Annotated in this window: 9 protein-coding genes and 1 tRNA gene; 3 read left to right on the top strand and 7 right to left on the bottom strand. The window is 67.3% G+C overall.

Translation table 11 applies throughout. The features are described from left to right. Nucleotides 1–34: 34 nt before the first annotated feature. The 5 genes from GTH33_RS08665 to GTH33_RS08645 form a co-directional block, all read right to left on the bottom strand. Nucleotides 35–967 (bottom strand): hypothetical protein, encoded by a 933-nt coding sequence (locus GTH33_RS08665; protein ID WP_163958071.1) that lies wholly within the window; start codon nt 965–967, stop codon nt 35–37. Further along, a complete protein-coding gene (locus GTH33_RS08660; protein ID WP_243848435.1) occupies nt 964–3654 on the bottom strand; it encodes a fimbria/pilus outer membrane usher protein in 2691 nt (896 codons plus the stop codon). Before GTH33_RS08660 ends, GTH33_RS08665 begins: the two co-directional genes overlap by 4 nt. Before the next feature lie 47 nt (nt 3655–3701). After that, nucleotides 3702–4544: a fimbrial biogenesis chaperone gene (locus tag GTH33_RS08655; RefSeq protein WP_163958070.1), complete on the bottom strand. Its 843-nt coding sequence runs from the start codon at nt 4542–4544 to the stop codon at nt 3702–3704. A gap of 100 nt (nt 4545–4644) precedes the next feature. Further along, a complete protein-coding gene (locus tag GTH33_RS08650) occupies nt 4645–5445 on the bottom strand; it encodes a hypothetical protein (protein ID WP_163958069.1) in 801 nt (266 codons plus the stop codon). Nucleotides 5446–5625: 180 nt separating this feature from the next. Next, nucleotides 5626–6192, bottom strand: a complete 567-nt coding sequence (locus GTH33_RS08645; RefSeq protein WP_163958068.1) for a hypothetical protein — start codon at nt 6190–6192, stop codon at nt 5626–5628. 341 nt (nt 6193–6533) lie between these two features. Between GTH33_RS08645 and GTH33_RS08640 the strand changes: the two genes are divergently transcribed. Next, nucleotides 6534–6947 (top strand): hypothetical protein, encoded by a 414-nt coding sequence (locus GTH33_RS08640; protein ID WP_243848436.1) that lies wholly within the window; start codon nt 6534–6536, stop codon nt 6945–6947. 28 nt (nt 6948–6975) lie between these two features. Here GTH33_RS08640 and GTH33_RS08635 read toward each other — a convergent pair whose 3' ends face one another. Next, nucleotides 6976–7917 (bottom strand): helix-turn-helix domain-containing protein, encoded by a 942-nt coding sequence (locus tag GTH33_RS08635; RefSeq protein WP_163958067.1) that lies wholly within the window; start codon nt 7915–7917, stop codon nt 6976–6978. Between the two features lie 367 nt (nt 7918–8284). Beyond that, nucleotides 8285–8360, bottom strand: a tRNA-Thr gene (locus tag GTH33_RS08630). Nucleotides 8361–8527: 167 nt separating this feature from the next. On the opposite strand from GTH33_RS08630, the gene GTH33_RS08625 reads away from it, so the two are divergent. Next, nucleotides 8528–9805: a PAS domain-containing protein gene (locus GTH33_RS08625; RefSeq protein ID WP_163958066.1), complete on the top strand. Its 1278-nt coding sequence runs from the start codon at nt 8528–8530 to the stop codon at nt 9803–9805. A gap of 100 nt (nt 9806–9905) precedes the next feature. Next, the gene (locus tag GTH33_RS08620; protein WP_163958065.1) at nt 9906–14510 is read left to right on the top strand and encodes an NAD-glutamate dehydrogenase; all 4605 of its coding nucleotides are present in this window, start codon (nt 9906–9908) and stop codon (nt 14508–14510) included. Nucleotides 14511–14961: the final 451 nt, after the last annotated feature.

Genomic DNA, 14961 nt, shown 5'->3' with positions numbered 1-14961 from the left:
GGCAGCGAGGCTCGCGTGCCCGGCCGCACTGATGTCACAGCGTCGCCACGGTGATCGTCAGGATATCCGAATAGCTTCCCGCCCGCAGGTCCGACACCGGGGCAACGGTGAACGAGAGCGGCAGCGAATCACGGTGGATACCGGGGGTGTTGCCGGACACGTAGCCGCCGTTTTCGCCGAAGCGGATCGGTTGCCCCTGGATCGACAGCGCATAGGGGACGCTCCAGTCAGTGCCGGCGAGACGCAGCCTGCCGCCGTTGAGCGAATCGATGCCGAGGCGATAGCCACGCGTGCTCATCACCTGCAGCGCGAGCGGCAGGGCGCCCACCCCGGCGCTGAGATCGCCCAGGTCGATGTCCGCCTGCGACCCGTTGCGCGTGAAGGCACCGGCCAGCGACAGCGTCGCCGAGGGCAGGACGTTGATACCGACCACCACCTGACGTTGGGTCAGCGGGTTGCCCGCGAGATCCTCCGCCGTGAGCAGCAGCCGCTGGGTGAACAGGCCGTCGCCCTGCAACGCATCCACGCCCACCGTGAACAGATACCGCACCAGTTGCTGCCCGCCCGGCACCAGCACCACCGGGCGATTGACGGGACGGCGCACGGTGCGCCCGGCGACGGGGGTCGCATCATATTGCCCGAACGTATCTAGCAGCGTGTAGGCCACCGCCGCCCCGCCCTCCGCACGCAGGCCGAGCGTCGCCTGATCGGTATCGAAGCGGGGATAGAAGCGGCATTCCCGCTCGCCCTGGTTGACGAACAGCACGTCATAGGCGCCCGCGGCCGCCCCGCCGCCGAACAGGTCGTAGCCGTCGATGACCCAGTTGGTGGCGGCGGTGTCGATCCGCAGCCTGCAATCGGGCGACGCTTGCGCCGGCAGCGTCTGCGCATTGCCGTCGGCCGGCGAGGCCAGGGTGAGCAGGCCTGCAAGGGCGGCCAGGATCCATCGCGCCGTGGTCATCGTCATTGTCCCGTTCCCGTTGCCATACCCACCGCCACCGTCTTCAGGTCGACCAGCCCGTCGCTGTCGGCCGGCACGGCGAAGTCGAACCCGTTGTCCGATCCGAAGAGTTCGACGTGATACCCGGTTCCCGGCCGCAGGTTCTGCAATGCGAACCGGCCGATGGAGTTCGTGAAGAACGGTTGCGGGACGATCTTGCCGTCCTTGCCCTTGGGCGGGGTCCTGGCGATCGCACGTCCCCCGACGAGGACCATCGGCTTGCCGTCCGGTCCGATCAGCGTACCCGTCGCGCTGACGAACGCATCGGTGCCGATGCGCAAGGCATAGCCGCTGCGATACGGCGGCTTCACCCGGATCACGCCCGGACCGACGTCATAGCCGGTCGGCACGTCGGCGACGTCATATTGCACCGACTGGGTCACATAGGAGGTCAGGTAACCGTTGACCGCTGCGCCCAGCGGGCCGCTCTGGCTGAGGTAGTTGTTGCCGGCCAGCGACTGACCGGCGACGACGCTGCGCCCGTGCAGCGTGGCGTGCGGATAGAGCAGGGCGAAGCTGTCGTTGATCCGCCGCCCGATCCCGACATGGCCGCCGGCAAAGGCGATGCCCGTGCCGACCCGTACCGACGAGACCTGCTGGTTGGTGATCGAGCCGAAACCGGTGCCGTAGGCGGCGTGGCTGACCGATGCGTCGAAGCGGTTGCCCGTGTAATCGCCGAACGCCTGGACGTTGACCGATCCGAGGTCGCGGCCGGCCAGCGCGCCATAGCCGACGCTGCCGATCTGGCCGGTCGAGGAATGGGCGTAGGACACCGATGCGGTGTCGGTCGCGCCATCGTAGCGCGCCTCCGCCCGGTCGCGATAGCCCGGCTGATACACGAGGCCGAGGTTGAAGCCGAACCCCTTGCGATCGCTGGAACTGATCCCGAACCGCGTATAGTTGACGCCGCCGCGCACGCTCCAGCGCGGCGTCAGGCGATAGGCGGTGCTGGCATCAAGGCGATAGGTGTCGCCGGACACCGCGCGGCTCTTGAGGTAGCTTGCCCCCATCAGCAGCGTGAGGTCGAACGTCAGTGCGCGGGCATATTGCGCATTGAGGCTCCAGCTGCTGGTGTTGTCGGGTTCGGCATAGCCCAGCCCGCCATAGCGCCTGGACAGGAAATCGCCGCTCAACGTGAAGGAATCGACCAGGCCGCCGCGGTCGAATATCTGATCGTAGGCGAGGCCGATCGACTGGCCCATGCCGCGTGTGCGGGTGTGGCTGGCGCCCAGGTTGAACTGGATGCGGCCACCGTTGGGCAGCACGAACTGCGTCTGGCCCGTCACCACCTGGACATCGCGACTGGCTTGCAGGCCGACCCCGATCGCCGGCTTGTCGAGGAACGCCTTGCGATAGAAACCGGTGAAGGACAGCGGACCGCCATAGGTCGGCGTCCGCCCGAACCGGCGGCTGGTCCGCCCGATATAGCCGGCATATTCGTAGTCGCCCGGCTGCAGGTCGATCGGATCCAGATACGAACGATACGCCACGGTCTGCACCCCGCCCGCATCGTCGCGGACCCGCACCTCGACATCGTTCGACCCCGTCACCAGCGGCAGCGACGACAGGTCGTACGAGCCCGCATCCAGCCGGACCTGCTTCAGCAGCGACCCGTTGCGATAGACGTCCAGCGTCGAGTTGCGTTGCAGGACGATCTGGCGATTGCCCTGCAAAATCGCCGAGCGATACTGGTCGAACCGGCGCCGCTGGCGCGATACGCCGACGCCGCCGAGCTGGACGTAGCTCTGTTGCCCGCGAATGTCCGGTGTCAGGTCGCCGGCGAGCCAGCGCCGATAGCTGTCGGGTTCGTCATAGACCAGGCGGACGTAGTTGCGGTCGAAGCGATAGGTGCTGCCGAAAATGCCGAAATCCTCGGCATATTGGACGTCGCCTTCCAGTACGACCGGCCCCACCCGCGCGGCGCCGTTGACGTAGAAAGACGGCTTGGTCCAGCGCCCGCCAGCGCCCCAGACGCGGCTTTCGGCGACGTTGAGGTTGAGATAGGCGGAGAAGAAGGATGGCGTGAGGTCGATCTTGTCGTCCTCGTTCGTCGGCGCCTTGAACAGCGATTCCATCGCCCGTTCGCTCGGCGCGATCTGCAACACCACCACCGACAGCGAGCCGGGGTCATAGTCCAGCGAAATGCCGCTCTGCACGAGATCGTCGGACGAAAACGTCGGCTTGTCCTTCAGGATCGTGCCCATTTTCAGGCGCGCCTCGGTGCTGAGCAGCGGCGCCAGCAATTGCAGGAACGGCGCGGTGTCGACCACGAACCGGTCGTCATGGGTCAGCAATACCGGCACCTCGCCCAGCGAACGGGTCCGGTAGAGCAGCGGCACCGTCAGGTTGATGTCGCGATCATAGGGATTGATGTCGGGCCGCCCGTATTTGCCGATCGGCACCGTCGGAACGGACGGCGTCGCAGGGGCGCCCGGCAATGGCACGCTGACCGGCGGCTGCTGTTGCGGCGGCGGCGGCGTCGGTGCGGCGCCCGGCAGCGGCACGCTGACCGACGGCTGCTGTTGCACCGGCTGTTGCACCGGCGCGCCGCCGGGCGCAGTCTGGCCGGGAGATGCCGGCGACGGAACCGTCGGCACCGTGCCGCGGCCGGGCAGTTGCACGCTGACCTGCGCCGCCACGGGCGCGTGGGCCATGATGGCCATCAAGGATGCGGCACCCAGATGCCGCGCCCGCAGCCGGATCATTTTCCGAAGCGGACTTTGACCGGGCCCCGGAACGTGACGTCCGTCGCGACCTGAAACGTGCGCAGGCCGCCCAGCGGCGCCAGATACCCCACGCCGATCGCGCGACCCAGCGTATCGCCCGACAGGACGAACCTGGCCGGCTTGCCATCGGCGCCCGTGCCCTCGATGGTCCAGGGCTCGCCCGCCATCATCGCGTATCGGGTGCCGACGTTGCGGACCACCAGTTCGATGCCCGGAACGGCGGCAGCGGGCACCGCGGGTGCCGCGGCGGCACCCGGCAGAGCCGGCGGCGCCTTGGGCACGATCGATATCGGCTTGGCGCTGACAACCTCGACCTTGGGGCTGGCGTTGGGCGGCGCGACGGTAATCAGCGCCTTCATATGATAGACGACCTGCACCTGCGCACCGCCCGACGCCTGACCGGGCGCGAGCGACACCGGCAGCTGGTTGACCGACAGATAATAGCCGCGACTGGCCGGCAGGTTGGCATCGCCGACCCATTGCAGGCGCACCACCTGGCGGGCGCCGGCCGGCAAGACACCTTGCGGCGGAAAGACGAGGAAATCGCCGTCGGCCGGCGTTTCGGTCATCACGCCCTTGTCGTCGTAATCGATGCGGGTGATCCGCGTTTCGAACGGCAGCGCGCCGGGATTGAGGTTCTGCACCTCGACCCGCGCGGTTGCGCCGCTGCCCCGCGTGGTCATTTCGACGACCATCGGCGACACGCGCATCGCACAGGCGCCACTGATCGCGACGATCGCGGCCGTCGCCAGCGTCGGCGCCAGGATCGCGGGCCGCAGAACCCGGGCTGCAAAGGATTGGCAGCGCAAAGCCATCATCAGAGAATATCCCCCCGGGAAACATCGGCATGCACGGCCCGGCCCGTCATCCCGTGATAAATGGATGGGAAGGCACCGCCTTCCCATCCAGGTCGACAGATCAGATCGTGGCGAGCGTCACGGTGATCTTGTCGGTGTACGTGCCGGCCACCAGCGCCTTGTTGGTCTGTGCGGGCAGGGTCACGTCCATGTTGAACGACGAGCGCCATGCGCCGCCCTGCTGGTTGTTGCTGCCCTGGGTCTGCGCAACGTCCAGCTTCTGGGCCTTGGTCACCTTGGTGCCGAGATCCGCACCCGTCCACGACGCGCTGATGCTGTAAGGAATGCGATCGGTGAACTGGGCGGGATCGTAGCTGCCGGCATCCTTGTTGAGCAGGCCGACCGCGCCGTTGTCCTTGGCGATCGACACGGTGTTGTTGTAGTTGCAGCCCGCGGTGGCGCTGTTGACGTTGACCGTCATGCCATCACGCTGGTTGAACGCCTGCGACACGTTGTCGTTGTTGCCGGTGCGCACGCCGATGGTGCCCAGATTGATGTCATGCGCCGTATCGGTGCCGCCGTAGAACGAGCAGTCCTTGGTGACGTTGCCGGTCATCGTGAAGCTGTTCGAGACGGTCGTCTGGTTGCCGTCGGTGTTGCCCGTCGAGGTGGCGCTGTCCGAATACTTGCTGCCGACGCCGGCTGCGAACTGCTCGGCCGAGGTCTTGGCCGGCGAAATCACCTCGGTCCTGGTGCCGACCGGGAAAACCCCGAAGATCGGATCATAGACGATCACGGTGCGCGTGACGGCCGCGACCGGCTGCGCCGAGTAGACGGTGTTGGTGGTCGTCGTCTGCGCGTTGGCGGCAACCGAGGTGAGAACGACCGCGACTGCGGCGCCTGCCTTGAGAATCGACTTCATGCTTTTTTCCCCATTATTGTGCCGCCCGACACGATTGTCCGGCGACAACATCACACTGCGAACGCCTACTGACCGGCGACTGCCGGCTGATCTTGCGGGTTTGACGTCGGTGCGGGGGTGGTTGCCCCGTCACCTGGTGCTACCGCCCGCAATCGTCGGCAGCACGATCCTGAAAACCTGTCAGATGGGCGCCACCGTGATGGTCACCGTTTCGGAATAGCGGCCGCCCAGCAGCCCCGCCTCCGACGACGGCGGCGCGAGCACGACGGTCAGTTGCATGCCGTCGAGCGCGATTCCGCCGCCGCTGCTCATCGTCGCGCCCCCCAGCAGCGCCGTGCTGGTGAAGCTTTGGGTCAGCATGTCGCTGCCCGGCCGACGCACCGGGATCGACACCGCCACCGAATACGGGACCAGGCCGGCATAGGGTCCCTGCCCCTGTGGAAAGGCTTCGTTGGCAAGTCCGCCGCGCGCCGAACGGATGCTGAGCTGGAACGGCACGTTGCAGCTGAACCCGATCTGCGCGGCGCGCTCGATCCCGGTCTTGGTCAGATCGCCGAAATTCATGTCGCCGATACCGCCCAGCGCACAATGTTCGGGCACGCGGCCATGGACGTTCAGGACCAGCTTGTCCTGATGCACCGCTTCCGCCTGCGCCGGCGTCGCCGAAACGGCGGCGGCGAGCGCGGCAGCGGCCAATACCCGGATCGCGCCCCCCCGCATCGCTGAAACGCCCCTCGCCATCGACATGCCCGTCGCCCCCTCCGACGGAACTAATTAGTTACCTTGCTGTTTACCCGTCGAGTGAATTGAAGGTTAACTCGTTGTGATAGCGTTTCTTTCTTGAAACGCGCATACAACAGAAGACAATCGAAATGGCCGAATTCTGTCCCATTTCGTGATCTAATTTCAATATGGTTCGGCATGGAGCCGGCCCAGACCCGGCGCTTCGGAAGCCCTGGAACGGATGGCCGGTGCGCTCGTTCACGCGGGCAAGACGCCATTCCGCGCTGCGACTCGGACCGGGCGTCGATACGGAATGTTAACCCGGGGGGCGCATTGCTGCGGCAGTACGAATCGGGAAGTTCGCCATGACAAGACGTGTCACTGCCCTGTCTGCCATTGCGCTGCTGATTTCTTCGTCGGCGGCCTATGGCGTCAGCCTGTCGAGCAGTGGCTATGGATTGCGGGTTTCCGTGCCGGTTCTGTGCACACTACGCCATCAGGCGGCGGTGACGCCGGTGGCCAATGGCTATCAACTCGGCGAGCTGCTCGAATATTGCAACGCGCCCGGCGGTTACAGCGTGCAGGTCACCTATGCGCCCGGATCGATGCGCGGTGCGGTGGTGATGGTCGGCGATGAACAGGTGACGCTGGATGGATCCGGCGGGACGATCGTCAGCCGGGCGCCGGGCCCCCGCATCCGCGACCGTGCCATCATCGCACGGCCCGGCCCCGCCGGATTCGATACCGATCGACTGAATTTCGATATCGTCGCCAATTGACGGCTGACGGCGCGGCCATGCCGGCCGCTCAGCGGCGGCGGTGCATGTCGGTGTACTCACCCAGCGTGACGCCGAACCGTTCGCGAAAGCAGCGTGCGAGATAGGCGGCGTCGCAGAAGCCCCAACGATCCGCCAGGTCGGACAGGGACGATCGCCGGTGGGTGGACGCCCGCAGCGCCTCGGCGACCTTGGCCAGCCGGCGATCCCGGATATAGGCCTGCACCCCGCCCTCTTCCTCCATCAGCCGGTACAGCGTCGATCGCGATACCCCGAGCGTGCGGACCAGTTTGGCGATATTGAGCGACGGCGATCCGATGTCCTGTTCGATCGCGGCGTGCAGGCGCACCCGCAGCGCACGTTCCCGCACGTCCGGATCGTCGACGGTCTGGCCAAGGCTGGCCTTCAATCCGACCGACAGCAGGTCCATGACCGTCCGGCCGAGCGTGTCTGCCGCATGCTGCGGCAACACCGTCGCCTGTGTCTGGAGCATCCGGAGATGCGCGATCAGCACGCTGGCATAACGCGGCTCCACGACATGGCCATGCAACGCCCGCACCGGGCCGAACATCGCTTCGGCTTCCTTGCGCGGTATCATCAACCCGGCGCACACGGCGGCTTCCGAATAATGTTCCTGAGGCGCCGCCAGATCGGTGAAGATGATCGATCCGTCCGCTGCGTGGACGTCGCGGCCGTTCATAATGCCGTCGGCGGCACCGGTGAAGCGGAAGTTGACGAACATATGGTCGTAATCGTCGCCGCGGATGATGTCGGGCGTCCGGAACCACTTCTGCGAGGTGAATTGCGAATAGGCGAGCGTGACGGAGCCGAGCGACAGCCATTCGGTCGAACACCCGAACGGGGCATCCGGCACGGTTTCGTACAATTTGGCGACGGGACTGCCGCTGTCGCGCCAGGCAGCGTACGAATCGCGATGGATTCCACCCGTCGAAAACCCTGGCATGAATGCCATGGCAGCGTGACCCAAAATATGCCCCTCCCCTTATGTTGCTGAATGTTGCCTGAATTCAGATACAAAGGAAAGTGGCCGGATCGAGCGTGTTCAGGATTGGCACGATTGCGGCGACGACGGCGGTATCGCCCATCGTGCCCGATCCGGCAGCGATGCGAATCAGCGACTTGGGTCGGTCCGGGCGGTGTGCGACGGTACGGGTGCAGCGGACCACGCGCGGGGATGAGTAACGCGCGCATCGAAGCGAATGAAACTGTGTGGTCGAATATCGTCCGGGCCAGACACGTATACCCAACGCCAACAGCGCTCTCGCGGCGTGCCAGCCTCGGACCGGCGACGTTCGCATGGGGAAATGCCGTGAAGACTATGGTGCCGCTTACAGGACTCGAACCTGTGACCCCCGCATTACGAATGCGATGCTCTACCAGCTGAGCTAAAGCGGCACGGGCGAAGCGACCTGACGGCCGTTCGGGGGGTGCGCCTAACAGGTCATATCGGGACTGACAAGCACCCTGTGTCGCTTTCGCGGCTTTACGCCTCGTTTACCACGGAGCGTGCACAAGCGATGCCGAACCAGGAGCGCAGGGCCTGGCGAACGAAGGGTTTTGGCATGGATACGGTGCGCGGTTTCGAGGACGAGCGGCTGGAACTCGACGACGCGATCGACACGGCGGGCGACCGCGGCGTCGACCAGGAGGGCGTGGACGATGCGATGTTCGATCTCGGCGGCGACGAGCGGCGCATGCACGTGCGCGCCTACAATCACTGGGTGTCGCTGCTGAAGGGGCGCGCCTATCCCGGGATCGAGGATCTCAACCCCGCCAGCATCGCCGATTTCGGTCCGCATAGCGTGCTGCTCGATTTCAGCGCGGGCGTCGAAAATCCGACGATCGCGTTTCTCGGCCGGTCGCTGCGCGAGGAATGCGGGCTGGAGACGACGATCACCCGCATCGCCGATGTTCCCGGACGATCGCTGCTGTCGCGGCTGACCGACCATTACCTGCAGATCATCGCCAATCGCGCTCCGATCGGGTTCGAGGCGGAGTTCGTCGCGACGCGCGGCCACACCACGCTGTACCGCGGCATCCTGATGCCCTTTTCCTCCGACGGGGAAACCATCGACTTCATCTACGGCGTCATCAACTGGAAGGAGATGGTCGACGAGGAAACGCAGGCCACGCTGGATGCCGAGCTGGTCGCCGCCGTGCGCGCCGCGCCGGCGATGCCGACGGTCGCCCCGGTGTGGGCGGATGGCCCCAGCGGCGGGTTCGAGGCATCGGACACGCCGGTCGAGGCCGTGCCCGGTGGCTCGCTGGGCGACCGGCTGATGATGGCACGGGAAAGCGCCGCGGCGGTCCGTGCCGCCGACACGCGCGGCCGTTCCGCCTTGTACCGCGCGCTGGGCCGCGCGCATGACTTCGGGCTCGCCTGCGATACCGATGCGGCGGGCTATGCCGACCTGCTCGCCGCCGCCGCGGTGAAGGTCCTGCCCCGTGCGCCGATGACGGCCGTGGTCAAGCTGGTCTTCGGCGTGGACTATGACAAGACACGCCTTGCCGAATATGCCGCGGTGCTGGCGCATGCGCGTCGCCAGTCGATCGCCGCCGGCATGCTGGCACCGTTCCTCGAACAGGCCGAGGGCGGGATCAAGGCGGTCGTCGCTGCCGAGCGTGCGGCGAAGCGACCGGCGAAACGGCGCGATGTGTTCGACCGGGTCGCCGCCGAATTGCGCGCCCTGCCGACGCTGGGCAATGTCGCGATCGGGGCGGGAGAGGATGAATTCGTGATCCTGCTCGCCCGCGCCGGTCGGAACAACACCGTCGACGTTATCAAGCGCGTCGAGGGCAAGGGCCTGATCGAGAGCATCGCCCGCAAGGCCGCCGCCTGAACGAGGCCTGATAAACCCAATAGATTATTGCGCCTTGGCGTAATTTTCGCACTGCAGCAAAGCTTGAAGCGGGGCGGCGGCAGGCGCATAGGCTCGCGTCATGGCCGACGAGAACCAGAGCATGGCCGAGGCGCTTGCCGCCCGGTTGACCAAGGGCGCGCTACCGGGAGAGCTGACCGGCTTCGGTGAGGCGGAGCGGTCCGCCGCTGCCGCATTCGTCGCGCAGACCGCCGCGCAGCGGATCGCGGGTGGCCCCGCGATCGCGCTGGAGCCAATCGCGTCGGACGATGTTCGGCGCCGGATGCGGCTGGCGATCGTCAACGACGACATGCCGTTCCTGGTCGATTCGATCGCCGCCGCGATCGGCGAACAGGACCTCGACATCGACCGCGTCATCCATCCCGTCGTGCGCGTGACGCGCGATGCGGCGGGGGTCATGACCGATATCGGCGGTGCGGGCAGCCCCGAATCGATGATCTATATCGAGCTGGAACGGGCCGACGCGCGCGACCGGCGCGGACTGGTCGAGGAACTGACCGCGGTACTCGCCGACGTGCGTGCCGCCGTTTCCGACTGGCCGGCGCTGCAACGCGCGATGGCCCGCGACGAGGCGATGCTGCCGCAGGGCGAAGGCGCCGCGCTGCTGCAATGGTTCCTCGACGGGCAGTTCACGCTGCTCGGCCACCAGATCTGGCGGCGCGACGGGAGCGCGGGCGACGCGCTGGGCCTCGCGCGCAATCCGCACGAGACACCGGTGCTGGCAGAGGCCAGCCGTGCCCTCGCGATCCAGTGGTTCGAGGATGGCGGCGAGGCGCCGCTGCTGCTCAAGTCCAGCCTGATTTCCACCGTCCACCGCGCCGTGCCGCTCGACCTGGCGATCGTGCCGATCATGGAGGCGGGCGAGGTCACGGGCCTGTCGATCCACGCCGGCCTGTGGACCAGCGCCGCGTTGAGCGCCCGCCCGCGCGACATTCCCGTGCTACGCGCGCGCCTGTCGGCGCTGGAGGCGAAGTTTGGTTTCGATCCCAGGGGCCATGCCGGCAAGGCGCTGACCCATGCGCTGACCGCGCTGCCGCACGACCTCGTCGTCGCCTTCCCGGCGCCGGCGCTGGAAGAGGTGGTGCTGACCGCGATGAGCCTCGCCGACCGGCCGCGCCCGGCGCTGGTGCTGGTGCGATCGGCGCTCGGCCGTCATCTGTTCGCCTTCGCCTGGTTGCCGCGCGACGACCTCACCACCGCCCGCCGCGTCGCCATCGCGCAGATGCTGACCGAGGCGTCCAACGGCAGCGTGCTGAACTGGTCGATCAGCCTGGACGACGGTGTCGTCGCGCTGCTCCGCTACACGATCGACCTGCGCGGATCGGGCCATATGCCCGAGACCGAACCGCTCGCCGAACGGCTGCGCCGCATGGTGCGGGGCTGGGTGTCGGACGTCGAGGCGGCGCTGGCCGAACAGGTGCCGCCGCAGCGGGCGGCGCGGCTGGCGCTGCGCTGGGCGCAGGCGTTTCCGCCCAACTACCGCAACGTCAGCAGCGCCGCGGAAGCGGCGGCGGACATCCTGCGCATCGCCGGTCTCGACGATGGCGATGCACGCTCCGTGCGCATCTTCCCGGTCGTGGCGGGCGAGGATCGCCAGCTCAAGATCTACAAGTCGCATGGCGCGCTCGCCTTGTCCGATGCGGTGCCGGTGCTGGAAAATTTCGGCTTCCGCGTCATCGGCGAACTGCCGACGCGACTGCGCGAGGACAATGACAGCTTCGTCCACGATTTCGTCGTCGAAAGCGATGCGAGCGGCGAAGGGCATGACGCCACCGTGCTGGAAGGCGCGATCGCCGCGGCGCTGGAAGGCAAGGCGGAGAATGACGCGTTCAACCGCCTGATCGTCGATGTCGGCCTGTCGCCGCAATCGGTGGTGCTGCTGCGCGCCTGGTTCCGTTATCTGCGCCAGGCGGGCCTGCCCTATGGCCTGACCACTGTCGTCGATGCGCTGCGCCGCGCACCCAAGCTGACCAAGGCGTTGCTGGCGCGGTTCGCGGCGGCGCACGATCCGGCCAACCCCGTCGACGTGCATGCCACCGACGAAGCGATCGAGCGTGGCCTCGATGCCGTGTCGGCGATCGACGACGATCGCATCCTGCGCGCCTATCGCAACCTGATCGCCGCATGCCTGCGCACCAACGCCTTCGCGCCGGCCGCCGCCGAGGCGCTGGCGTTCAAGCTCGACAGCCACCTGATCCCCGGCCTGCCCGCGCCCGTGCCATGGCGCGAGATCTGGGTGTACAGCCCGCGGGTCGAGGGCATCCACCTGCGTGCCGGTCCGGTCGCACGCGGCGGCCTGCGCTGGTCCGACCGCCGCGACGACTTCCGCACCGAAATCCTCGGCCTGATGAAGGCGCAGCGCGTCAAGAATGCGGTCATCGTGCCGACCGGGGCAAAGGGCGGTTTCTATCCGAAGCAGCTCCCTTCCCCCGCGCTGGATCGCGACGCATGGCTGGCGGAGGGGACCGAAAGCTATCGCATCTTCATCCGCTCGCTGCTGTCGATCACCGACAACATCGTCGACGGCGCGGTGGTGCATCCGGCCGGCGTCGCCATCCTCGATGGCGAAGACCCCTATTTCGTCGTCGCGGCCGACAAGGGCACCGCGACGTTCAGCGACGTCGCCAACGCTTTGGCGCTGGAGCGCGATTTCTGGCTGGGCGACGCCTTCGCCAGCGGCGGTTCACAGGGCTATGACCACAAGGCGATGGGCATCACCGCCAAGGGTGCCTGGGTTTCGGTACAGCGTCACTTCGCCGAACGCGGTGTCGACGTGCAGACGCAGCCGATCACCGTCGTCGGGTGCGGCGACATGTCGGGCGACGTCTTCGGCAACGGCATGCTGCTGTCGAAGACGCTGAAGATCGTCGCCGCATTCGACCATCGCCACATCTTCATCGATCCCGATCCCGATCCCGCCACCAGCTGGGACGAGCGCGCGCGCATGTTCGCCCTGCCCCGGTCCAGCTGGGCCGATTACGACGCGACGCTCATCAGCAAGGGCGGCGGTGTCTTCGCGCGCAGTGAAAAGGTCATCAGGCTGTCTGCCGAGGCGCAGGCCGCACTCGGCCTGACCACGCGCGAACTCGATCCCGCATCGCTGATCTCGGCGATTCTGAAGGCGCCGGCGGACCTGTTGTGGTTCGGCGGCATCGGCACGTACGTGAAGGCGGCGGCGGAGAACAACGCCGCGGTCGGCGATCCCGCCAACGACCGGCTGCGCGTCGACGCCGAGGAACTGCGCGTCATCGCGATCGGCGAGGGCGCGAACCTGGGCGTCACCCAGGCGGCGCGCATCGCCTTTTCGGCCGCCGGCGGTCGCATCAACACCGACTTCATCGACAATTCGGCCGGCGTCGATTGTTCGGACAACGAGGTCAACATCAAGATCGCGCTGAACCGCGAGATGAACGAAGGCCGGCTGGGCTTCGACGATCGCAACGCCCTGCTCGCCAGCATGACCGACGACGTCGCGCATCTGGTGCTGGAGGACAACCGCCTCCAGACGCTGGCGCTGTCGATCGCCGAGGCGGACGGCCCGGCGGCGATCCCGAGCTACGTCCGCGTCATCGAGATCTTCGAGGCGGCAGGTCGGCTGGATCGTGCCGTCGAAGGGCTGGCAGGCAACGAGGACCTGCTGCGTCGTGGCCAGGAAGGGATCGGCCTCAGCCGTCCCGAGCTTGCGGTGCTGCTGGCAACCGCCAAGCTGGCATTGCAGGACGGTATCGAGCGCGCGCCGCTCGCCATGGCGCCGGAACTGGCGCCCGACCTCCACGCCGGCTTCCCGGCGGCGATGCGGCGCGATTTCGCGCAGGCGATCGACCAGCACCGGCTGCGGCCGGAGATCGTCGCGACCAAGCTTGCCAACCGGATCGTCAACCGGCTGGGCATCCTGTTTCCCTTCGAACTGGCCGAGGAAGAAGGCGCGGCGGTCGCCGACATCGCGGCGATGTTCGTCGTCGCCGAACGATTGTTCGGGCTGGACGCGCTGTGGGTCGAGATCGAGCGTGCCGACATCACCGAGGGCGCGCGCATCGCCCTGTTCAACGAGGTGGCGGTGGCGACGCGGTCGCATATCGCCGACCTGTTGCGCGCGACGGCACCGGGGACGTTGCCGGGCGCCGTGCTCGATCGTCTGGGCAAGGGCATCGTCCAGCTGGAGGGGCAGACCGATTCGCTGCTGCTCGAGGAAGCGAGCGCGCAGAGCGCCCGCATCGCCGCCGAGCTGGAGGCGGCCGGTGCACCGGCCGATCTCGCCCGTCGTGTCGTCCGCCTGTTCGATCTGGACGGCGCGGTCGGCCTGGCATCGCTCGGCGAACGGCTGAAGCTCGACGAGATCGAACTGACGCGGGCGTTCACGCACCTGGGCCAGGCGCTCGGCCTCGACTGGGCGCAGGCGGCGGCCGCGCGAATCCAGTCGAGCGATCCGTGGGAACGACTGCTGCTGGCGGGCCTTGCCCGCGACTTCCAGCAGCAGCGGCTCGAATTCCTGGCGCGCAGCGGCGGTACCGATCCCCGCGGTGCGGTCGGCGACTGGCTGACGGCCAATGCCGCGCGTGTCGGCCAGTTCAAGGCAGTGGTCGACCGTGCCCGCCACGCGGCGCAGCCGAATGCCGCGATGCTGGCGCAGATCGCCGGTCAGGCACGGGTGCTGCTGGGACGGTAACACGGCGGCGGGATATGCCCCGCCGCCACCGACGGACGCCGGGGCACATGGTCGCGATGACGGTCCGGCGGCGATCCGCCGGCCGTTATCCGCCATGGGCCCCGGCGGTTCGCCGGTGACGGATGCGGGAGATGGCCGCTACGTGCCGGGACCGCGACCTGGGGCGGGATGACATCACGTTGATCCGTCATGGCGAGCGCAGCGGAGCAATTCGGGGCGTTCTGGTCCGTCGCTGGATTGCTTCGCTGCGCTCGCATGGCGAGCATTCGGATCAATCTGGTGTCATCCGGTTCCAGGACGGATCGACTTTCAGCCTTCTGCTTCCCCGGCGGAGGCCGGGGCCCAGCTGGGGCAGTCTGGTAATCAGGCGCATCCCAGCGTCACAGCGGCTATCCCAACTGGGCCCCGGCCTCCGCCGGGGAAGAATGCTGTCGCGCTGTTGAATGTCGAT

It is taken from the genome of Sphingomonas insulae (genome assembly GCF_010450875.1).
In the GTDB taxonomy this organism is placed as follows: Bacteria; Pseudomonadota; Alphaproteobacteria; order Sphingomonadales; family Sphingomonadaceae; genus Sphingomonas; species Sphingomonas insulae.
Note: the sequence above shows the minus strand (reverse complement) of the source record. Positions and strands in the feature narration are given on the sequence as shown.